15 protein-coding genes and 1 pseudogene are annotated in these 19,746 nt (G+C 70.0%); 8 read left to right on the top strand and 8 right to left on the bottom strand.

The features are described 5' to 3' along the window. Positions 1–18: 18 nt before the first annotated feature. Positions 19–288 carry a hypothetical protein gene (locus tag HEP85_RS06390; protein ID WP_168524941.1) on the bottom strand — a complete coding sequence of 90 codons (270 nt, stop codon included), beginning with the start codon at positions 286–288 and terminating at the stop codon, positions 19–21. 86 nt (positions 289–374) lie between these two features. Between HEP85_RS06390 and HEP85_RS06385 the strand changes: the two genes are divergently transcribed. The 3 genes from HEP85_RS06385 (at position 375) to HEP85_RS06375 (ending at position 2,654) form a co-directional block, all read left to right on the top strand. Further along, complete coding sequence (locus tag HEP85_RS06385; protein ID WP_168526918.1) at positions 375–914, top strand: MarR family winged helix-turn-helix transcriptional regulator; 540 nt, start codon at positions 375–377, stop codon at positions 912–914. A gap of 67 nt (positions 915–981) precedes the next feature. Further along, positions 982–1,887 carry a sugar phosphate isomerase/epimerase gene (locus HEP85_RS06380; protein ID WP_168526917.1) on the top strand — a complete coding sequence of 302 codons (906 nt, stop codon included), beginning with the start codon at positions 982–984 and terminating at the stop codon, positions 1,885–1,887. Then, positions 1,884–2,654, top strand: coding sequence for an IclR family transcriptional regulator (locus tag HEP85_RS06375; RefSeq protein WP_168526916.1), 771 nt, complete (start codon positions 1,884–1,886; stop codon positions 2,652–2,654). Before HEP85_RS06380 ends, HEP85_RS06375 begins: the two co-directional genes overlap by 4 nt. 191 nt (positions 2,655–2,845) lie before the next feature. On the opposite strand, the gene HEP85_RS06370 is transcribed toward HEP85_RS06375, so the two are convergent. Then, positions 2,846–4,384, bottom strand: coding sequence for a carboxylesterase/lipase family protein (locus tag HEP85_RS06370; RefSeq protein ID WP_248001855.1), 1,539 nt, complete (start codon positions 4,382–4,384; stop codon positions 2,846–2,848). A 118-nt stretch (positions 4,385–4,502) separates the two neighbouring features. Between HEP85_RS06370 and HEP85_RS06365 the strand changes: the two genes are divergently transcribed. The 3 genes from HEP85_RS06365 to HEP85_RS06355 are packed head-to-tail and all read left to right on the top strand — an operon-like array spanning position 4,503 to position 7,007. Beyond that, positions 4,503–5,810: a Rieske 2Fe-2S domain-containing protein gene (locus HEP85_RS06365; RefSeq protein ID WP_168526914.1), complete on the top strand. Its 1,308-nt coding sequence runs from the start codon at positions 4,503–4,505 to the stop codon at positions 5,808–5,810. Continuing rightward, positions 5,807–6,760: a PDR/VanB family oxidoreductase gene (locus HEP85_RS06360; protein ID WP_168526913.1), complete on the top strand. Its 954-nt coding sequence runs from the start codon at positions 5,807–5,809 to the stop codon at positions 6,758–6,760. Before HEP85_RS06365 ends, HEP85_RS06360 begins: the two co-directional genes overlap by 4 nt. Before the next feature lie 13 nt (positions 6,761–6,773). Beyond that, the gene (locus HEP85_RS06355) at positions 6,774–7,007 is read left to right on the top strand and encodes a hypothetical protein (protein ID WP_168526912.1); all 234 of its coding nucleotides are present in this window, start codon (positions 6,774–6,776) and stop codon (positions 7,005–7,007) included. A gap of 141 nt (positions 7,008–7,148) precedes the next feature. On the opposite strand, the gene HEP85_RS06350 is transcribed toward HEP85_RS06355, so the two are convergent. The 4 genes from HEP85_RS06350 to HEP85_RS06335 form a co-directional block, all read right to left on the bottom strand. Then, positions 7,149–8,648 (bottom strand): methyltransferase domain-containing protein, encoded by a 1,500-nt coding sequence (locus HEP85_RS06350; protein WP_248001854.1) that lies wholly within the window; start codon positions 8,646–8,648, stop codon positions 7,149–7,151. A 60-nt stretch (positions 8,649–8,708) separates the two neighbouring features. After that, complete coding sequence (locus HEP85_RS06345; RefSeq protein ID WP_168526911.1) at positions 8,709–8,990, bottom strand: hypothetical protein; 282 nt, start codon at positions 8,988–8,990, stop codon at positions 8,709–8,711. 23 nt (positions 8,991–9,013) lie between these two features. After that, a complete protein-coding gene (locus HEP85_RS06340; protein WP_168526910.1) occupies positions 9,014–11,002 on the bottom strand; it encodes an ABC transporter ATP-binding protein in 1,989 nt (662 codons plus the stop codon). Between the two features lie 515 nt (positions 11,003–11,517). Next, positions 11,518–12,486, bottom strand: a complete 969-nt coding sequence (locus HEP85_RS06335; protein WP_168526909.1) for a helix-turn-helix domain-containing protein — start codon at positions 12,484–12,486, stop codon at positions 11,518–11,520. A gap of 276 nt (positions 12,487–12,762) precedes the next feature. Here HEP85_RS06335 and HEP85_RS06330 point away from each other — a divergent pair, with 276 nt between their 5' ends. Beyond that, a complete protein-coding gene (locus tag HEP85_RS06330) occupies positions 12,763–16,473 on the top strand; it encodes a S8 family serine peptidase (protein ID WP_369657625.1) in 3,711 nt (1,236 codons plus the stop codon). 238 nt (positions 16,474–16,711) lie between these two features. Here the strand turns inward: HEP85_RS06330 and HEP85_RS06325 are convergent, their stop codons facing one another. Together HEP85_RS06325 and HEP85_RS06320 are read right to left on the bottom strand one after the other, a co-directional pair. Beyond that, positions 16,712–18,298 carry a metallophosphoesterase gene (locus HEP85_RS06325; protein ID WP_168526908.1) on the bottom strand — a complete coding sequence of 529 codons (1,587 nt, stop codon included), beginning with the start codon at positions 18,296–18,298 and terminating at the stop codon, positions 16,712–16,714. A 562-nt stretch (positions 18,299–18,860) separates the two neighbouring features. Beyond that, positions 18,861–19,265: an FKBP-type peptidyl-prolyl cis-trans isomerase gene (locus HEP85_RS06320; protein WP_168526907.1), complete on the bottom strand. Its 405-nt coding sequence runs from the start codon at positions 19,263–19,265 to the stop codon at positions 18,861–18,863. Between the two features lie 119 nt (positions 19,266–19,384). On the opposite strand from HEP85_RS06320, the pseudogene HEP85_RS06315 reads away from it, so the two are divergent. Then, a pseudogene (locus HEP85_RS06315) lies at positions 19,385–19,665 on the top strand (transposase); the annotation flags it as partial. Positions 19,666–19,746: the final 81 nt, after the last annotated feature.

Below are 19,746 nucleotides of genomic sequence, written 5' to 3'. Positions count from 1 at the left end.
CGGGCGGCTCGCCTCGCTTCATCGCCCTGGCCCGACGCCCTGTGCCGCGGCGAGCGGGCTCAGGTGCCGCTCGGCGCTGTCCAGCAGCCCCAGGTCCGCCTTGGTGTGCGCGATGGCCGCGTCGATCAGCAGGGCGACCAGTGGCTCGCCGGCGACCGTTCGTACGCGGCGGCCGGTGTCCGCTGAGCCCGGCGCGCGGCCACGGCAGTAAGCCGACCTGCTGGGGCGAGCGGTCGGCTGGGGCGGGGGACCGGCTGGGGCGGGCGACCGGGCGACCGGTTGACACACGGAGACTCCCCGGATTAACTTCCATGGAAGTCTACTTCCGAGGAAGGTATCACCTCGCGGAGTCCGGTCGACGGAGAGTGGTTCTCGTGGCGTTGCAGGCGGACAGGCATTCCCCGGCCGAGGTGTCGGAACCGAGCGGGATCGCCGAGGCCTGGGCGCGAGAGCTGCCCGGTCTCGATCTCATGCCCTTCCTGGTGAGTGGCGGAATCCTGCGCCTGGCGCAGCAGGTCGAGCGCGCCTTTACCGCGGTCGCGAGAAGCAGCGGAATCGGACCAGGTGATCTGCGCGTGCTTCTGGCGCTTCGCAGGTCCGCGCCGGATTACGCCATGAGCCCGACGGCCCTGTTCAAGCGACTGATGATCACCTCGGGAGCGGTCAGCAAACAGGTCGACCGCCTCGCTGAACTGGGGCTGGTGGAACGCGTATCGGACCCCGACGTCCTGCGCGGGGTGCTGATCGGCCTGAAGCCGGCCGGGAGCACGATCGCGGAGGACGCGATGCGGCGGATTTCGACGTCCTTCTGCGGCCTGGAGAACCTGAGTGCCGCCGAGGCGGGTCGCGCGCTCGACCTGCTCGGCCTCTTGCAGCGGACGATGGACACGGCCGAAACCGCGGAGCGGGCGTGACCGGCGTGCGGCGGCGGCGCGGTGAACGGCCGGTTCGCCCGCGGACAGCTGTGAACCCAGGAGGTTCATGATGGCGCCGTCCGTTCCCTACGCCGTCAACGCGACCTCGATGCCGCATTCGAGCGTCTGGGAGGACATCGAGAACGCCGCCATGACCGGCACGCGGGGCCTGGGGCTCTGGGAGCGCAAACTGACCGGCGTCCCGGACGCGGAGGTCGCCCTGCGGATGCGTGACGCCGGACTGACCGCGACCTTCTGCGTGCCGACCGTGAACTGCGTCCTTCCCTCCCAGATCGACCCTCCCGGGGCACCCCAGGACATCCTGGACCGACGCGATCTCATCTGCGCGAGCGTCGAGCGGCTCGCCGCGTTCGACCCGGCGGTGATCACGATCGCACCCGGCGCGTCCGGAGACCCGGCCAATCCTGCGGGTCCGCTGGACGCCGTCCTCGAAGTCCTGCCCGCCATCGCCGACGCCGCAGCCGACCGCGGCGTCCGCATAGGACTGGAACTGCTGGCACGGCGGCGGGGCTCGGCGGTGCCCTCGATACGCGAATTGGTCGACGTCGTCGACGCCGTGGGCCGGGACAACGTGGGCATCATGTTCAGCGTCTTCCACAGCTGGTCGGATCCCGGGCTGCACGAAGACCTGCGCCGGTACGCCTCACGGATCAACAGCGTCCAGGTGTGCGACATCCGCGACCCGGAACGCTGCGCGTTCGACCGTGAGCTGCCGGGAAAGGGACGAGGAGTCGCGCCGGAGATCATGGCCACGCTCATGGAAGCCGGGTATCGCGGATGGTGGGAGCTCGAGATCTTCTCCGACGACGGAACCTACGGCACGGTCCTCCCGGACTCCTACTGGGCCATTCCGCCGGAACGCTTTCTGCGCGAGGGGAGAGAAGCCTTCGAACTGGCTCACGCGGCGGCACTCGAGATCCTGGCGGACCGGGAAGGCCTCAGGGCGCGATGACCGCGACCGGGGACACGCACGCACGTTCGCTGCCACGACGCATCTTCGGCTTGCTCGACATCGTCGGAGCGTCCCCGCGACCCCTGACGTTGAGCGAGATCGCCCGCGGCGCGGGTCTCCCGGTCTCCACGGCACACCGCTTGCTGAGCGAGCTGCTTCACTGCGGTGTGCTGGTCCGCACCGCGACCGGTCGTTACGAACTCGGGGAGCGCATCTGGCGCCTCGGGGTCGCCGCACCCTGGGAGCGGGAGCTCCGCCGAGCCGCGGCGGCGCACCTGCACGACCTGGCGCGCCGCACCGGCTCGGCGGTGGCCCTGGCCACGCTCAGTGGCGAGCGCCTGGTATGCCTCGACACCGTTGCCGCGCCCGGTGACGGCCTCGCGCTCGCCGGTGCCGGCGAGGAACTCCCCGTGACGGCCACGAGCGCCGGAAAGCTGCTCCTGGCCACCACGGCACGGGATCGGCTGGGTGCCGTGCTGAACAAGCGGCTGCCGCGCCTGACCCCGCACACCCTCGTGGCACCGAGACTGCTGATGACGCAGCTCGAACGCGCTCGTCGGCATGGATACGCGACCGCGCACGAGGAAGCCGTCATCGGGCAGGCCTCCCTTTCGGTCGGGGTTCCTACCGGGCCGCACCGCCTGCCCATGGCCCTGACCGTGCTGACGCCCGCACCCCACCACGACCTCACGCGGATGCTGCCCCCACTGCGCGCGGTCGCCGCCGCCATGTCGGCTGCCGTGACGGTCCCGCGCCCGCAGGAGTGACACGGATGTGTCACTCAACGGACGTGTCACTCAACGGGCGTGCCGCTCAACGGACGTGTGACTGAACGGACGTGTCGCCGGGTCTGTGCTGATGCGAAGCCGGCTGTCCAGGCTTCGGCGGGACCGCTCGCCGCACCGTCGTCCGGCAGGCCGGTCCCGCAACTGCAGCCTCTCACCAAGGCGTTCACCTCTCACAGGAACCGCCGAAGACAGGAGTCGTCGGGGGACCAGGGACGCCACGGGTATCCGGCGGTCGCGGGGGAGCCGGTGTGGAGGAAGCGGGACCACGCTCGCCGCACCGTGGACGACAGTTCCGGTGCCCGCACATCGGACTCGTAGAGCACCGCGAACTCCGGCGCGGCGAAAGTACCGAACAGCAAAGGGACGTCGACGGTATGCGTCGCGCCGAGCCGACCTTCCCAGGCCGGGCTGGGATGGGCGTACTCGGCGCGGAACACCGTCGAACCGGCCGTTGCCGCACGGTCGGCCCACCGGTCGGCCGGCTCGGTGTACAGGCGCTCGGTGATGGCCGCCGCGGCGGTGCTCAGCGGCCTCGCGGGCTGAGCCGCCTCCGCGTACCGCTTCGCGGCGTCCGGTCCCAGCATGGCGGTGACCACGGAGAGCGCCTTGTCGCGGCTGACGTCTTCGGGCCATTCGTCGTCGATGAAGAAGAAGGTTCCTTCGTCGGCCGTGGTGGAGATCAGGGTCGGGCGTGCGGGGGCGGCGGACTGCAGACCGGCGAGCGGACTTGCCAGCCACCCGGTCGCGGTCGGCCAGAAACGATGATCCGGGGCGATGTCCCGGGTCGCGGTGAGGATGTGCGCGCCCGGCACGGACCGCAGTGCGGACACCCTGACGCCGAGTCGGGTCGCCAGCGCCTCGACTGCTCGCTCCGAAGCCGCCGGTGACTGCAGGGACGGGACGCCGCTGTGCAGCGCCACCTGGGCGAAGAGGTGCCGGTACGCGGGCGACAAGGACAGCAGGGCGACGCACATCGAGCCCGCGGATTCGCCGGCCAGCGTGACGCGGCCGGGGTCACCGCCGAACACGGCGACGTTCTCGTGCACCCACTCGAGCGCGGCCACGAGATCGCGCAGTCCGAGGTTGGCCGTACCGGCGCCCAGCGAATCGTGACAGGCGAACCCCAGAGCTCCCAAACGGTAGTTGACGGTGACGACCACGGCCGTCGCCGCTTCGGAGAGCAACCGGCCGTGCAACGCGGGCACGGAACCCGCTCCGTTCGTGAACGCCCCGCCGTGCACCCAGACCAGTACCGGAAGATCCGGCGGCGCGTCCGCCGGTGTCCACACATTGAGGCTCAGACAGTCCTCTCCGGTGACTCCGGGATCCCCCTGGAGCACCCGAGCGCGGGCACTCCCGGGCTGCGGGGAAGCCGCACCGAACCGGGTGGCATCGCGGACGCCGACCCAGGCGGGGGCGGGCTCCGGAGGACGAAGCCGCCGCGGCCCGACTGGCGCCGCCGCGTACGGGACTCCCAGGAACTCGTCGACGGCTCCCGTGCGACGGCCTCGAAGCCGACCGGCGCGCACGTCGATTTCGACGGACTCCGCAACCGGACCTCTCGTGTCTTGGCCCCGACCAGTCACCGTGCCTCCTCGATCGGACCTTCCGGCGCTCGGCCCGTCAGTCAACGTCCCCGCCCCCGGACTCGGCAAGCAATGGTTTCCGCCACGTGGAAAACGAGGCCCGCTCACTGCGGCCGTTGACATCCGCAGGATCCCCCATTTAACTTCCATGGAAGGTCGCTTCTGTGGAAGTTAATTTCTGTGGAAGTAGCTGCTGTGTGAGCGACACGGCCGGGACGATCAACGACGAGAGGGCCCGAGCATGCTGACTGCCGAGGAAAACGAGATCCTGACCCGCGTCGGACCGCAGACGCCGATGGGGCGGATGATGCGCCGGTTCTGGCTTCCGATCTGTACCTCCGCGCAACTACCGGAAGCCGACGGCGACCCCCTGCGCATGAGCCTGCTCGGTGAGCCGTTCGTGGTGTTCCGCGACACGGACGGCCAGGTGGGCGTGCTCGAGGAGCTGTGCATGCACCGTGGTGTGTCGCTCGCCCTGGGCAGGGTGGAACAGGGCGGTATCCGCTGCCTCTACCACGGCTGGAAATTCGGTGCGGACGGTACGATCCTGGACACCCCGAACCACTGCAACGCGCGCTTCCGGGAGCGCATGAAGGCCCCGGCCTTCCTCGTGCGCGAGGCCGGCGGACTGGTCTGGGCGTACATCGGCCCCAAAGGCCGGCAGCCGGAGTTCCCGCACTACGCGTTCATGGACGGGCCCTCCGAGCATGGGGCCGTGATCCGGCTGAACACCCCCGTCAACTACCTCCAGCTGTTCGAGGGCGGCGTCGACAGCTCACACGTCGGCATCCTGCACAGCAACCAGGCCAACCCGGCGTGGATGAACGACGAGTTCACCGCTCGCGAGGACGAGGACTTCAACCCGGGCGCCCTGGCCAGCGGGGACAACGCCCCCACGCTGGACATCGAAGACACCGCGTTCGGTTTTCACTACGTCGCAAAAAGGCAGGGGCCGCCCGCCGCGGACGGCAGACCGGCCACCAGCATCCGCGTCACCCCGGCGATCCTGCCGGTCACCCGCATCATCCCCGCTCCGGCCTTCCAGTTCTTCGTGTTCGAAGTCCCGCAGAGCGACACGGTCACCAGCACGTACATCATCGCGCACGGCCCGAAGCCCATCGACCGAGCGGAGATCATCCGGATCATGGGACTCAAGGAACCGTTCTGGAACGACGAGGACTGCGACTTCCGCGCCGACTGGGCGAACCGGCTCGGGCAGGACCGGTCCCGGATGAAGGACAACTGGACCGGCTTCGACGGCATCGAACAGGAGGACGCCGTCCTCGCGATGAGCATGGGCCCGATCCTCGACCGCACCAGGGAACACATGGTGGCCGCCGACCGGGCGGTGATCCACCTCCGCGCCCGCCTGCTCGAATCGGTCCGCCGCCACGAGGAAGGCGAGGCTCCGATCGCCCACGGCCTCGACCTCGCCGACGTACGGTCGCTGCCGGACACCGTGATCGCCCAGGACGACCGCTGGCAGGACCTGGTGCCGGGCAACCTGCGGACCGGCCGAACCGCTATGACGGACAAGGCGCGCCCATGATCGAGACCTTCGTCCGGAACACGGTCCGGGCAGCCGAATCAGTGCGCTTGCTCGAACTCGGCCCCGCCGACGGCATCCCGCTGCCGGGGTTCGGCGCGGGCGACCACATCGACGTCACGCTGGCCCCTGGACTGACGCGCAGTTACTCACTGGTCGGCACCCCCGAACGGGACCCGTCGTCCTATCGCATCGCGGTGGCACTCGACCCGGAAAGCAGAGGAGGGTCCCGTGCTGTCCACGAGTCCGTCCACACCGGCTCCCGCCTCGTGATCAGCGAACCGGCCGGCGGTTTCAGGCTCATGGAATCCGCCCCGCACAGCGTTCTGATCGCCGGCGGTATCGGCATCACGCCGATCCTGAGCATGGCACGCCGGCTGACACAGCTCGAGGCGCCGTGGGAGGTCCACTACGCGGCACGTTCACGCCACGCCGCCGCGTTCCTCCCCGAGTTGTCCGCTCTCGCCGACTCGGGTGCCGGCGGCTTGCGGACGTATTTCGCCGACGAGGACGGGCCACGCTCGCTCAAGATCGCCTCCTTGGTGGCCGACACCTCCGGCGAACCCCACCTCTACTGCTGCGGACCGGCTTCGATGCTGGCCGACTTCGAGGAGGCGACCCGCGGGCTCGGCCCGGATCGCGTGCACCTGGAACGGTTCCGTGGAGACCTGCCACCGGCCGTCGACGGGGGCTTCACGGTCGAACTCGCGCGATCAGGGAAAGCCCTGGGAATCGCCCCTGGCGCAACGATTCTTGACGCGGTGCTCGACGCCGGCGTCGACGTCGACTTCTCCTGCATGGAGGGAATCTGTGGCTCCTGCCGCACCCGTGTGCTCGCGGGCGAACCGGAGCACCGCGACACGGTGCTGTCAGCGGAGGAACGGGCCGCCGGAGACACCATGATGATCTGCTGTTCCGGCACGAAAGGCACGCGTCTTGTCCTCGACCTTTGACCAAGGCGGCCGGATGAACACGGACGGATGGATCTGCTCGGTACTCGACAATGCCGGTGCCAGGCTGCTCGCGCTCGAGGAAGTCGGCCTGTTTCCCACCGAACTCCGGGTCGGCAGCGGCGTCTACGACAGCTTCGTGCGCCTGCGGCATCGCGAGTTGTCCGACGGCGTTCCCCTACTGGTGCTGGGCACGGCGGTGACCGAGGACCCCCAGCTGACGGCCGACCAATTCCTGCTCCGGCCATGAACGGCTCCGCGTTCTTGACGGCGGACGGACGAGGGGCGCCGGACGGGCGGCTGCGGTGACGCGCGCGTCGTGACGGCCGAGGCTCGGCTGTTGATGTCGTCGACGGGCACGGGCGTCTCCTCGGGACGCGGCGTGACGGGGTCAGGTGTGCGTGACGAGGTAGGCGGGGCCTTCGCCGAGCCGGGTCCGTTCGACGGCGTCGAGACGGGCGAAGGCCCCTGGTGCCATCAACTGCCGCCACCCCGCGAGGTCGTGGACGGCCCACATGTCGTGCTCCGCGGGATCGAGACGAATGCGGCGGAGCCGGTCGGAGGTGAGGCGCCCTCCGTCGAAGACGAACCCGACCTTGTTCAGCGCCGGCGGTGGCCCGGCGTGCAGGAAATGTGTCAGGAGCAGCCTCGGGGCTTCCAAGCCGAGTTCGAGTCCCGTTTCCTCGACGGCTTCGCGGCGGGCGGTCTGCAGAGGTTCTTCCCCTCGCGTGTCGAGATTGCCGCCCGGGAAATGCCAGAGCCGGGACCCGTGGACGGAGCGCAGTTGTACGGGTCGGTCGTGCTCGTCGCGGACGTACAGGCAGGCGTACACCGTGTGGTGGGGCACGGTCTGTACGTACTCCGACGCCGTCATCGGCATGGAGCGGCCGGGGAGCGCCGGGCGGTGGTCGAACTCGAAGGCCAGCGGGCCGAGCGCTTCCTTGCCCGGCGGGTAGATGCCGCGGAGCCTGATGAGCAGTTCTCCGCGAGGCGTGTCCGGGTCGATGCGTGACGGGTCCTCCGTTTCGAGGAGTTCCTCGAAGGAGGTGTACGGGGTGGCCCGCTTCACCACGATGTCGAGTTCCCGACCGCTGTCCTCGTCGTGGAAGATGATCGCGTCCCCGGCTTCGACGGCTGCCTTGTCAGGGGTGGCGACGCGCACCTCGACCGTCTTCCGACCGGACTCGACCTGGCGGTAGTAGCGCCCCAGGAGAGGGAAGCGATGCTGCCGCGGGGAGGCGGCCGCCGTGTGTTCGACGCTCCCCGTGCCTGATGGCGTGCCCTGTGTTCCGGCCGCCCTGGGAATGTCCCGCGGCGTGGTCGTGCCGGTCCGGCACGGGTCACGCAGGATCACGAAGGCCAGGCCTCCGGCGTCGTGCAGCGTCGTGCTCGCCCAGTCGGTCCGCAGCTCGGCGAGTTCGTCCTCGTCGAGCGCGAGGCGACGCCGCTCGGCCGGGGTGTCGGCGGCGTGCGGTGTGACGACCACGATGGCGCCTCCGGGGCGCAGGCGTCGGCCCAGGGCGTGCAGGGTCCGGGCGCGGGAGTTGAGTAACGGAACCACGAACCGGAGGGTGATGAGGTCGTAGCCGTCGGCGTGCAGTGGTGTCCCGTCGTCGCTCTCGATGTCGAGGCGTAGCCACCGGACGGCCGTGCCGTGTTCGGCGGCGGCTTCGGCCAGTGCGGTCTCGGACCAGTCGACGGCGTCCACGGCGTAGCCCAGCGTGGACAAGTGGGCCGCGAGTTCACCGACTCCGCAGCCGATGTCGAGGGCCCTGGCATCGGCCGGCGGAGGCGCGTGCGTGGCCAGCAGCGACCGCTCACGGTCACTGAGTGGGCTGAAACGGCGACCGTCGGCGTAGCTACGGTCCCATTCGTCTTGCGTGGCGAACATGTGCACGGCACGTCCTTCCCGGGAGACGGCAGGCTTGAGGGGACAGCGGACGGAGCGGTGTCAGGTCCAGCCCATTGCGGTGCAGCGCGTGCCGAAAGGGATCGCCTCCAAGGCGACTCCGGTGTGACCCACGGTCGGTTCGGGCAGCGCGTCGAGCGGCCACCAGCGCCACTCGGTGCACCGGTCCGGTTCAGGGCGAGGGCGTCGAACGGTGCGGAAGGCGTGCTCGACGGCGACGGCGATGCCGATAGCGCGGATGTGACCGGCCGCGGTGAGCTGGTCGGTCAACTGGTGGCGCAGGGCGCTCGTTCCGGTGGTGTCGGCGGTGGGAGGCGTCGTCATGGCCGGTCCTTCGAACGGCCTGGTCACGCGTGATCCGCGACGGTGGGCGAGGTGGGGTTCGGGATGGCGGCGCTGGGTGCGTACTGGGCGGCTTGGGCGGCGAACATGGCGGCGTACCGCCCGCGGGAGGCGATGAGTTCGTCGTGGGTGCCGTGTTCGGCGAGATGTCCTTGGTTGAGGACATAGATGCGGTCCGCGTGGCGGACCCCGGACATGCGGTGGGTGACCAGGACGACGGCCCGGTTCGGAGCCGCGAGACGGCGGATCCGGTCGAAGGCTTCGATCTCGGCTTCCGGATCGAGGGCCGAGGTGGGTTCGTCGACGATGAGGATGCTGTCCGCAGAGCAGGTTGAACTGCGCCAGTGCGTACGGGCCAGGCCGATCTTCTGCCATTCGCCGCCGGACAGCTCGACGGCTCCCCGGAAGACGCGTGCCAGCAGGCTCTGGAGTCCGTTGGTGAGTTTGGTGATGACGGGGCCGGCTCCCGCGTAGTCGATGGAGGGCTGTAAGTCGTCCGGGCGCGCGTCGTGGTCCGGGCGGCCGATGCGGATGTTCATCGCCGCGGTCACAGGCCAGCGCTGGAAGTCCTGAGTGAGCAGCGAGACACGGTCGAAGACCTGGGTGCGTTGCAGGTCCGCGACATCGGCCTCGTCCCAGCGGACCGTCCCTTCCTGGGGCAGCAACAGCCCGGAAAGGACCTTCATCAGAGTGCTCTTGCCGGAGCCGTTCTCGCCCACCACGGCGGTGACCGACCCCATGGGGAGGGTCAGCGACACGCTGTCCAGCGCCGGGCTCTCGCGGTCGGGGTAACGGTAGGTGACCTGGTCCAGGACGATGCGCTCGACCTTTTCCGGGAGTGGCGCGCCGCCCGAGGGGATGGCCCGCTCGGCAGCCTCCTCCAGGAAGCGTCCGTGGTCGCGGACGTACAGGGATTCCTCGTGCAACTGGTTCACGTTCATCACCAGGGCGCCCAGGCTGGCGGAACCCGATCGGACGGCGATCACCGCGGTGCCGGCCACCGCGAGACTCATGTGTCCGCTCGCGATCAGCCAGATCATGACGCCGTAGGTGGCGGCCATCGCCAGCCCCGACAGTGCGGAGGCGGCCCACTCGGTGACGGCTTTGCCGGCGGCGAGCCGCTCCTGCTCGGCTTCGGCACTGTGGGCCATGCGCTCGTACCGGTCGAGCAGAAACGGCCCGACCGCGTGGATGCGGACCTCCTGCGCCGCCGTGCGCTCCGTGAGGAGACCGCCGATGAGGCGGCTGGCCCGCAGGTGCTCGATCCAGCTCATCATCGACACGTAGCGTTCCTGGGCCACCCGCATGGCGCCCCAGCCCCGGGGGGCCGCGATGGCCAGCAGCATGGGCAGCAGCGCAGGGTGCAGGACGGTGAGGACACCGGCGGTGGCGACGAGCGAGATGGTGCTGTTCAGGGCCGAGACACAGGCACCGATCATGCGGCGGGCGGAGGCCGGCCCGTACTGGGCGATGTCGATCAGGCGACGGAAGTCCGGGTCGTCGATGGCTTCGAGTTCGACGGCGGTCGCCGCTGCCAGGTACTGCGTGGTGGCGATCCGCTCGACCAGCGGTTCGAGGCGACCGGCCCGGGAGGTCGACCAGCCGGCCAGGGCGGAGTTGACGACAGCGACGCCTGCGGCGGCGAGCAGTCCAGGCAGCAGCGCGTGCAGCCGCTCGACGGCGCTTCCGGTGCCGAGCAGGGCGTGCATGACCGCGTTGACGGCGAGCAGGCTGACTGCAGCGGCGACGCCTTGGGCGATTTCGCTGATCGCCACGGCGACGAGCGCACGGCGGTCCGCGCGCCACGCCATGCGCAGGGTGGCACCGACGAGGGTGGGCATCTGGCGAAGCGCCGACCCCATGGTCAAGTCCAGCCCCGCGTGCTCGTGTTGGGACCAGCCCATGTCATAGCGCAGCGGCCCGCCGAACAGTTCGCGCTCGGCGTCGGACACCTGCGGCTCGGCCAGGCGGACTTTCCCGAAGAAGTTCTTCACTCGTCGTCCCCCTGTGTGTGCCGGTTCAGCGCCCGGTAGGACGGGCCGTGGGTGAGCGTGTGGAGGTTGTCGGCGGTTCCAGGGTGGCAGTCCGGCGGGGGATTCTCGATCGGGACCCGGAAACAGTCAGTCCTTCGTGTTTCCCGGGCTCGGTGTTGCGCGCGGCCGGTCCAGGGCTGTGCCGAACGGAACGGAGGTGATCCGGTCCCCGCCGTCGGGCTCTTGGCGGTGGCAGAGTCCCCAAAGCTCCCGCTGGGCGGCCCTGGGTGGCTCGCGATGGCACATGCGTCGGGACGACGGACAGAACCCGCGCGGCGGCGTCATCGACTGGCCGGCCCCGTCCTCGAAGACGATCCCGCCGCCAACACTCGGCCGCCGTGCCCCTACCCGCGGCCAGACCTCTTTCTCTCCACTGTAGAGACGGACGTGAGGCGGGGTGGGCGAGCGAGGAGGAGGGGAGCGGTGAGTCGGTTGCCGGAGTCGGCGCGTGAGCAGGCGACTGCGGGTCAATACCCCTAGATCCAGCCCCTCTTGGCCGCCTCGGCCCCCACCTGGAAGCGCGTGTCGAGGCCGAGCCCGGTCGCGATCGCCGCGATGCGGCGGGTCACGGTGCGCGCGCTCGTCCCCAACTGCCGGGCGATCGCCTGGTCCTTGTAACCCGCCTGCATCATCTTCAGCAGCAGGAGGTCCTGCGCGCTCGGCCCGTCGGGTGTCGCCGGAGCGGTCGCGACGAGGGACTGCCCACGCTGCCAGTAGGAGTCGAACAACTCGAGGAGTGCGTCGAGCAGGCCCGACCGGTGGACGACGGCGATCCTGTCGTAGCGGCCCGGGACCAGCGCGACCAGCGCGACGCGTCGGTCCATGATGCGCAGTCTGAACGGCAGGGCCGGCAGGATGCGGGCCTGCTCGCCGATCCGGGCCAGGTGGGTGATCAGCTCGAAACGTTCCGGCTGCGCCAGCGCCTCCGGGGTGTAGACCGACCGTATGTCGACCCCGCGGCCCAGCAGGTCCATCGTCAGCTCCTCCTCCAACTCGGTGCTGTAGGGCCCGAGATACGGGGGTCGATCCAGGACCCAGAAGTGGGTGCGGACCGACTGCATCAGCTCGGCGACGCGCAGTGTGATCTCCGCCTCGCCGGTGATCACCTCCACCAGTCCGGTCGGATCCTCCTGCAGCCGACGGGCGCGGTATTCGTCCGCCAGGTCGTCGACGGTGCCCCACACCGCGGTGAACGCCGCCTCGGTCTCGGCTCGGCGTCTGGCGAGCAGTGCCCTCAGCGCGGTGTGCGGGCTGACCGGCCGGTACTGGCCGTGCCCTTCCCTTCTCAGCATGCCCAGCTCCGCCAACCGGGAGACCGTGCGCCTGACCCGGCTGGGCGTGGTGCCCAGGCTCTCGGCGATCTCGGCAGCCGTCCGGTCCGACTTGGTCAGATAGCTGCGGTAGACCCGTTCGTCGAACTCGCTGATCCCCAGGGTGCTCAGCACCGGACGACCTCCCAGCGGTCACCGCCCGGCGAGCAGTCGGGACGGTCGTGACGCGAATCGCCAACTGGCGATGTACGACATGAGTTTGATCTAGACATTCCTCGTTCACAAGCTTTCACTCTGAACGTTCACGCCACCTGTGGAAGGGCTCCGAGCATCCTCGATGCCGACGAGCGGTCAGGGGGCGCCACGTGGACGGCAGAGGACGACCGTGCTCTGTCCGACTGCAGAGCCGGGAGAGACCTTGTGAAAGCGCACCACCGCAGACGCTGGAGTGTGCCGGTTGCCGCCGGTGCTCTGGTACTCGCGCTGGCCGGCCCCTACGACGCGACGGCCTCGGCAGCCCGTTCCGACGCCGCCGACTCCCCGACCACCGCATCCGCGTCCGACCGGGTGCCCGCCGGCGACCACTCCGTCACACTGATCACCGGTGACGTGGTGACCACCCGACAGAGCCCCGGCACCGACGGCAGGACCGGAGGCACCGTCAGCGTCCGCGGCGCCGACGGACGCCCGGTGCAGACCCACATCCTGACGTCGGGCGACGACCTCTACGTGTTCCCCGAGTCCGTGCTGCCCTTCGTGGCCAAGGGCACCCTGGACCGGCAGCTGTTCAACATCACGGACATGATCGCCGACGGGTACGACGACGCGCACCGTGACCGGCTGCCGCTCATCGTCTCCTACACGCAGTCCGCCGACTCGCGCCGCAAGGCCGCCGCGCTGCCCGACGGGGCGACCCGGGTCCGTACCCTCGACGGCATCAACGGCGCCGCCCTCACCGCGGACCGCTCGCACGCCGCGGACTTCTGGAAGTCCGTGGCCGGGACGGCGACGACCGACGGAGCCCGCAAGCAGGCCGCCGCACCGGCCTTCGCCGGCGGGATCGCGCACATCTGGCTGGACGGCCTCGTCCACGCCGACCTCGCCGACAGCACCACGCAGATCGGTGCCCCCCAGGTCTGGGCGGACGGCAACACCGGACGGGGCGTGGACGTGGCCGTCCTCGACACCGGCGTCGACGCGGGACACCCCGACCTCGCGGACCGCGTCGCGGGCCGGCAGAGCTTCGTACCGGACGAGAACACGGACGACCACGTCGGTCACGGCACGCATGTCGCGTCCATCATCGCCGGTACCGGCGCCGCCTCCGACGGCAAGGAGAAGGGCGTGGCGCCCGGCGCCCGCCTCGACATAGGCAAGGTGCTGGACGACACCGGGTCCGGTCAGACCTCCTGGGTCCTGGCCGGCATGGAATGGGCCGCGGTCGACCAGCACGCCAAGGTCATCAACATGAGCCTCGGTGACGGTCAGACGTCCGACGGGACCGACCCCCTCAGCCAGGCCGTCGACAGGCTCAGCGCCGAGACCGGCGCGCTGTTCGTCGTCGCCGCCGGCAACGCGGGGGCACCCGGCACCATCGGCGCACCAGGCGCGGCGAGCGCCGCGCTGACCGTGGGCGCCGTCGACTCCGGCGACTCCCTGGCCGAGTTCTCCAGCCAGGGTCCCCGCGTGGACGGGGCACTGAAGCCGGAGATCACCGCGCCCGGCGTCGACATCCTCGCGGCCAACTCCCAGTTCGACGGCAACGGCGAGGGCGCCTACCAGACCATGAGCGGCACCTCGATGGCCACGCCCCACGTGACGGGCGCCGCCGCGCTGATGGCCGCCGCTCATCCGGACCTCACCGGAACCCAGTTGAAGGATCTGCTGTCCAGCAGCTCCCGGCAGACCCCGCAGTACGACGCCTTCCAGGCGGGCAGCGGTCGTCTCGACGTCGCCGCGGCCTCGCATGCCGGAGTCTTCGCGACGGCGACCGCGTACGCCGCGCAGGTTCCGCAGAATCCCGCCGACGGCGTGCGGCGCCCGGTGACGTACACCAACACCACGGACAAGCCCGTCACCCTCGCGCTGAGCGTCGAGGCGGCACGCGCTCCCGCCGGGGTGTTCCGGCTCTCCGCCTCCCAGGTGGTCGTGCCCGCGCACGGTACCGCCGGTGTCACCGTGACGATCGACGGTTCGGGCGTCACCGCCGACGGCCGGTACACCGGCCAGGTCGTCGCGAAGACCGCGGCCGGCAACGTCGCGGCGCACACCGCCGTCTCCCTCGGGGACGTCCAGCACAAACTGACCATGGAGTTCAAGGACGCCCAGGGGCGGCCCATGTCCGGCGTGGTCGAACTGCTCAGGTCCGGTGACGACGTCCCGCAGTTCGTCGTGATCGACGACTCCGGTACGGCGCAGATGTACCTGCCCAACGACGTGTACTCGGTGCTGTCCTTCAAGACGGTGCAGGGCGTCCACGGTCCCCACTCGTGGGGCATGGCACTGCTGGGCGACCCCGACGTCCGCCTGGACCGCGACACCACCGTCACGCTCGACGCGTCCAAGATCGACCGGATCGACATGACGACCCCGCAGCGGACCGAGACGACCTACCAGCGACTGGACTACACCCGCCTGATGGGTGGCCAGAACTGGCGGGACTACATGGAGACCCAGACCAACTACGACAGCCTGTGGGCCCAGCCGACCACTCACAAGGTCACCCACGGCGACTTCTACCTGGCGGCCCGCTGGCGCAAGGAGCAGCCCGCGCTGGCCGTCTCCACCCGGACCACCGACTTCACCGATGTGCTGCGCCAGGACGGCGTGACCCCCCTGCCCAAGGGCAGCGTCAAGCTCCCGCTGGTCTTCGCCGGCCAGGGCGCGAGCACCGACTACGCCCACCTCGACGTGCACGGCAAGGCCGTGGTGGTACGCCGTAACGACGACGTCTCCGACAGGGACCAGGCGGCCGCCGCGATCACCGCCGGCGCCAAGCTCATGCTGGTCGTGAACAACGTGGACGGCCGCGGCTTCCGCGGCTACAACGAACCGTTCAGTTCGACGCCCGTCCCGCTCGACGTGGGTCTGCTCAGCACCGACGAGGGTGAGAAGCTCGTCCGGCAGGCCCAGGGCCGGGGCGCTTCGGTCACGGTCGGCTCCGCGCCCGTGAGCCCGTACGTCTACGACCTCGACCAGGCCTGGCACAACGAGATCCCCAGCCACATGGTGGTGCAGGGCAGTTCCAAGAACCTCGCCCGGGTGGACGAGACCTTCGACAGCCCGGCCCCGGGGAGCACCGGCGGCGAGTTCCGGTTCGACTGGCCCACGTACAACGACTGGGCCATCGGCGGAATGATGCCGGAGCCGGTGCGGGGGAAGCGCACCGACTGGGTCTCCACCGGGGGCTTCAACAGTTGGAGCCAGAGCGCGTACGCGGACGGCCTGGTCTTCGAAGCCGGGGCCAAGACCTCCTACCGGGCGGGCAGTACACAGTCCGAGGAGTGGTTCAAGCCGATCGAGCGGCCCTACCTGAACGACGTCTACAGCATGCCCACACGCAAGGGTGACCACCTGTACATCGACGCCCCGGCCTGGGGCAGCCACGACCACGTCGGCATGAGCCAGATGGACGGCGTAGCGGAGCAGCGGCAGACCCTCTACCAGGGCACCACGGAGCTGGGCACAGGAACCTTCACGAACGTCTCGGGCGACGCACCCGGTGCCGGCAAGCTGCCGTACCGACTGGTCGTCACCAGCAAGCGCGACGTGGCGTTCACCCCGTACTCCTCCAGCACGCGCACGGAGTGGGACTTCACCTCGAAGGCGACGGCGGACGGCTCCGACGCGGTGCTGCCGCTGGTGCAGATCGACTACGAGGTCGGCACCGACTCGGCCGGGCGGGCAGGACGGCAGGACACCCTGTCCGTCACCGCCGCTCAGCTGCCGGGGGCCGTCGGCGCCGGCAGGGTCGGCGCGGTCACCCTGGAGATGTCCTACGACGGCGGCACGACGTGGCACCGGGCCACGCGTGATCACGACGGGCGGTACCGCCTGGACGCGCCGAAGAAGGCGTCCTACGTGTCGCTCAGGGCGAGCGCCGAGGACGCGGCGGGCAACGCGGTGCACCAGACGGTGATCCGGGCGTTCGGCCTGCGCTGACGCACAGCCGCGGATCGCGCGCGCATGAAGAACGGTCCGTCCGGGGTCGCACGACCCCGGGCGGACCGCTGCCGTCCTCCACGGACCGAGGCGTTCAGCGGGTGCGGGTCGTCGGGTCGCATCCCGTGGACGGCTCCCACAGAATCCTCCCGACGACCTGACGACGGTCCCGCACCCGTACCCTTCGGGGGCCGGAGCCGACAACACCCCGATCGACGCGCACGCCTGACAGATCACCTCATGACGACGCGCCCCGAGCCGACGACGCGTCCCGAGCCGACGACGCGTCCCGAGCCGGGGAACGCCCCGACCGCTTCACGGACACGCCCGTCAGCGGGATGACCACCTCGTCCTCGACCGGCGGGTCGATCTCCTGCTCCCGGTTGCCGGTGGCGGCGAAGCAGCGCAACCGGACCGAGGACGGGGTGACGTCCAGACGCAGGAACGACTTGAAGAACGGCGGACTGTAGGTCGCCGAACCCGGGGAGAAGACCTCGGTGTACGTCTTGCGCACCGGGAGACGCCAGCGCGAGGCGCGGTCGGGCCGCCTGCCCGCGCCCAGCAGCGTCGCGACCAGCCGATGCCGCCAGGTGACCCGGACCGGGGTCCCCGCGGATCGGATCGGCGGAATACCGAGCCGCTCCGCCATGACGGCCATGGACTGCTCCTCGGTCAGGGTGAACAAGCGGCGCAGCCACAGCCGGCGCCCGTAGAGCCCGCTGTAGAAGGCCAGCGAGTCGCCGCGGAGCGGGTAGCACCGGAAGTCCGCCTCGGTGACCCCGGCGACGGAGACGCGCGGGATCGTGTGCGTGGCGTGCATGAATGCCCCACCGCCACCCGCGACCACGTACTGCAGGGTGCGGTCGCCGACCCGTACGGGATAGCGCTGGTAGTTGTGGATGTCGCCCCCTATCGCCGCGACGTAGTGATGCGCGGGGTCGCGCACGATGTCGTCGACGGTGCCGCCGCCCTCGATCCCGCACGGGTGGTGCTCCCCGTCCACGTACAGGGGGGAACCGGTGATCAGGATCTTGGGGGTGTCGCCCGCGGACACTTCCCGCAGCCAGCGCCCCTGCTCGGCGTCGAGCGTGCCGAGGAGGCCGGTGTCGATGCCTATGATCCGCACCGGACCGGCGTCGACAGCCCAGTACGGCCCCGGCTGGACCGCCTGTTGGGCCGGCTCCGACCGCAACTGCCGCGCCTCTTCGAGCCGTTGCCCCTCCCCCTTGTTCGGCTTGTGCCACAGCAGCGAACGCAGCCGCTCCCGTGCCGTACGCCGCGATTCGACTTCCGGCGCGAGGGCCGGCGCGTCACAGAAGACCCGCATGAACCCGTGGAGATCCTCGTACCAGTCGTGGTTGCCGGGTACGGCGTAGATGGGGGCCTGGTAGTCGCGGTACGGCCGGTGGAACTTCGTTCCGTAGTCGTCGAGACTGCCGACCGGATAGATCACGTCACTGGCGAGGACCGCGAAACTCGACCCCTGACTGGCCTTCAGGAAACCGGGGACCACGGCGTATTGAGGTTCGTCACCCTCGCCGGTGTCCCCGATGACCATGAAGGAGAAACGGTCGGGATCGTCGCGCCGCACCACCGCGTCGGCGGGCGCGCCCGCGTTCCTGCGCTGCTCCACCCACCGGGCACGGGTACGGCCCGTGGGGTCCCCGAACCACGAGGCCAGCACGCCGTTGCGTGCGGGCCACATCGTCCTGGGGTCGAGCCACGAGAGCTTCTCGACGCGGGCGGGCATCAGGCCTCTGTAGTCACCGGGTTCCGGGCTGCCCCAGCCGGCGCCCCGGGCGGTGTCGCGTGAAGAGTCGGACATCGGCGAACGGTAACAACGATCTTCCCAGGCGCAGGACGCGGGGGGCGTGCCCCTGGCGCTCCGCACTCACCGGAGGCCTCACCCATGCCGCCCGGGGACCGGAAGCCCGGCTTCTTCGGCGGGTACGACACCAGAAGGTTCTTCGTCTGCTGGTGGTACGGCGATTGCGCCCAATCTGACCAGCGGAAACAGCAGATGGTGTGGCTCTCTGGCGGGGCTGGTCCGGAAATGGTCCGGATCTTGGTCCGTATCGGTTCGCGCAATGTGCCGCTGCTCGGCGGGGCCTTCGCGGACCGCGCTGTGATCAGCAGTGCGATGAGCTGGATTCCGCCGGCGACCTCCCCCGTGTGCCGAGCGCGGCCGCCGGGTTCAGACGTCCGGGCGGCGGCGTTGGGCAGGCCGTTGAGGCAGTCGGCCGCCTTGTGGCCTTCGGCGGTCACTGAATCGCAGCGGAACCGTTCGGACGCTGCGGAGGCGGAAGCAGGACTGGCAGCGAGGAGCACGGCGGGGTCGGCCCCGGGAGACTTCGCAGTACGTCGTGGGGGAGGAGCGGTCAGGGGCCCTAGGCGTTGCTCCACCCGGTTGTGCTGGAATACGCGTCCAGCAAGTCCACCACGAAGACCAGGGTCGAGCCCGCCGGGATCAACGGCGAGGGCGACTGATTGCCGTAGCCGAGACGCGGGGGAACGATGATCTCGCGCCGGCCGCCGACCTTCATCCCCCTCACCCCCCGGTCCCAGCCCTTGATGGCCTTGCCGCTGCCCAGGGCGAACTTGAACGGCTGGCCCCGGTCCCAGGAGGCATCGAACTCCTTACCGGACTCGAAGGTCACCCCGACATAGTGGACCCTGACCACCATGCCCGGCTTCACCTCAGCCCCGACCCCGACGACCAGGTCCCGGATGATCAGCTCGGTAGGAGCGTCACCCTCCGGGACGTCGACCTCGGGCTTCGTCGGTTCACTCATGGCAGCCTCATCACGTTCCGTCGGAAACCGTCGCACGGACCAGCCGGACACATGGACACTCCATGCAGCGGATGGTCACGCTACCGAGAATGCCAGCCACCGGAGCACATCAGATCCAGCGGCGCCGACCGCCCGCCAAACTCCACGCGGACAACGGCCATGACTACGACCACCTGCGACGACGGCTGCGCAAGCGTGGCGTCCGCCATCGCATCGCCCGCAAAGGCATCGAGTCCTCGCAACGGCTGGGCCGTCACCGCTGGGTGTGGTCGAGAGGACCGTGTCCTGGCTCGCCGGATGCCGACGTCTGCACCGCCGCTACGAACGCAAGGCCGAACACTTCCTCGCCTTCGTCGGCATCGCCGCAACCCTCATCAACTGCCGCCGAGTCACCAAGCGAAGCAACGTCTTAGCGAGACCTTGGCCCGGAAATGCCCCGGAACCGCTGGTCAGAGCCGGGGTACGGGTGGGGGATATCGGG

This window comes from Streptomyces sp. RPA4-2, from assembly GCF_012273515.2.
In the GTDB taxonomy this organism is placed as follows: Bacteria; Actinomycetota; Actinomycetes; order Streptomycetales; family Streptomycetaceae; genus Streptomyces; species Streptomyces kaempferi.
This window is presented reverse-complemented; position numbering and strand designations above follow the sequence as displayed.

Coding starts and splice junctions, on each gene's coding strand:
- HEP85_RS06355 (WP_168526912.1), top strand. CDS start 6,774: ATGAACACGGACGGATGGATCTGCTCGGTACTCGACAATGCCGGTGCC.
- HEP85_RS06370 (WP_248001855.1), bottom strand. CDS start 4,384: ATGTCAACGGCCGCAGTGAGCGGGCCTCGTTTTCCACGTGGCGGAAAC.
- HEP85_RS06320 (WP_168526907.1), bottom strand. CDS start 19,265: ATGAGTGAACCGACGAAGCCCGAGGTCGACGTCCCGGAGGGTGACGCT.
- HEP85_RS06360 (WP_168526913.1), top strand. CDS start 5,807: ATGATCGAGACCTTCGTCCGGAACACGGTCCGGGCAGCCGAATCAGTG.
- HEP85_RS06375 (WP_168526916.1), top strand. CDS start 1,884: ATGACCGCGACCGGGGACACGCACGCACGTTCGCTGCCACGACGCATC.
- HEP85_RS06350 (WP_248001854.1), bottom strand. CDS start 8,648: ATGTTCGCCACGCAAGACGAATGGGACCGTAGCTACGCCGACGGTCGC.
- HEP85_RS06365 (WP_168526914.1), top strand. CDS start 4,503: ATGCTGACTGCCGAGGAAAACGAGATCCTGACCCGCGTCGGACCGCAG.
- HEP85_RS06325 (WP_168526908.1), bottom strand. CDS start 18,298: ATGTCCGACTCTTCACGCGACACCGCCCGGGGCGCCGGCTGGGGCAGC.
- HEP85_RS06345 (WP_168526911.1), bottom strand. CDS start 8,990: ATGACGACGCCTCCCACCGCCGACACCACCGGAACGAGCGCCCTGCGC.
- HEP85_RS06380 (WP_168526917.1), top strand. CDS start 982: ATGATGGCGCCGTCCGTTCCCTACGCCGTCAACGCGACCTCGATGCCG.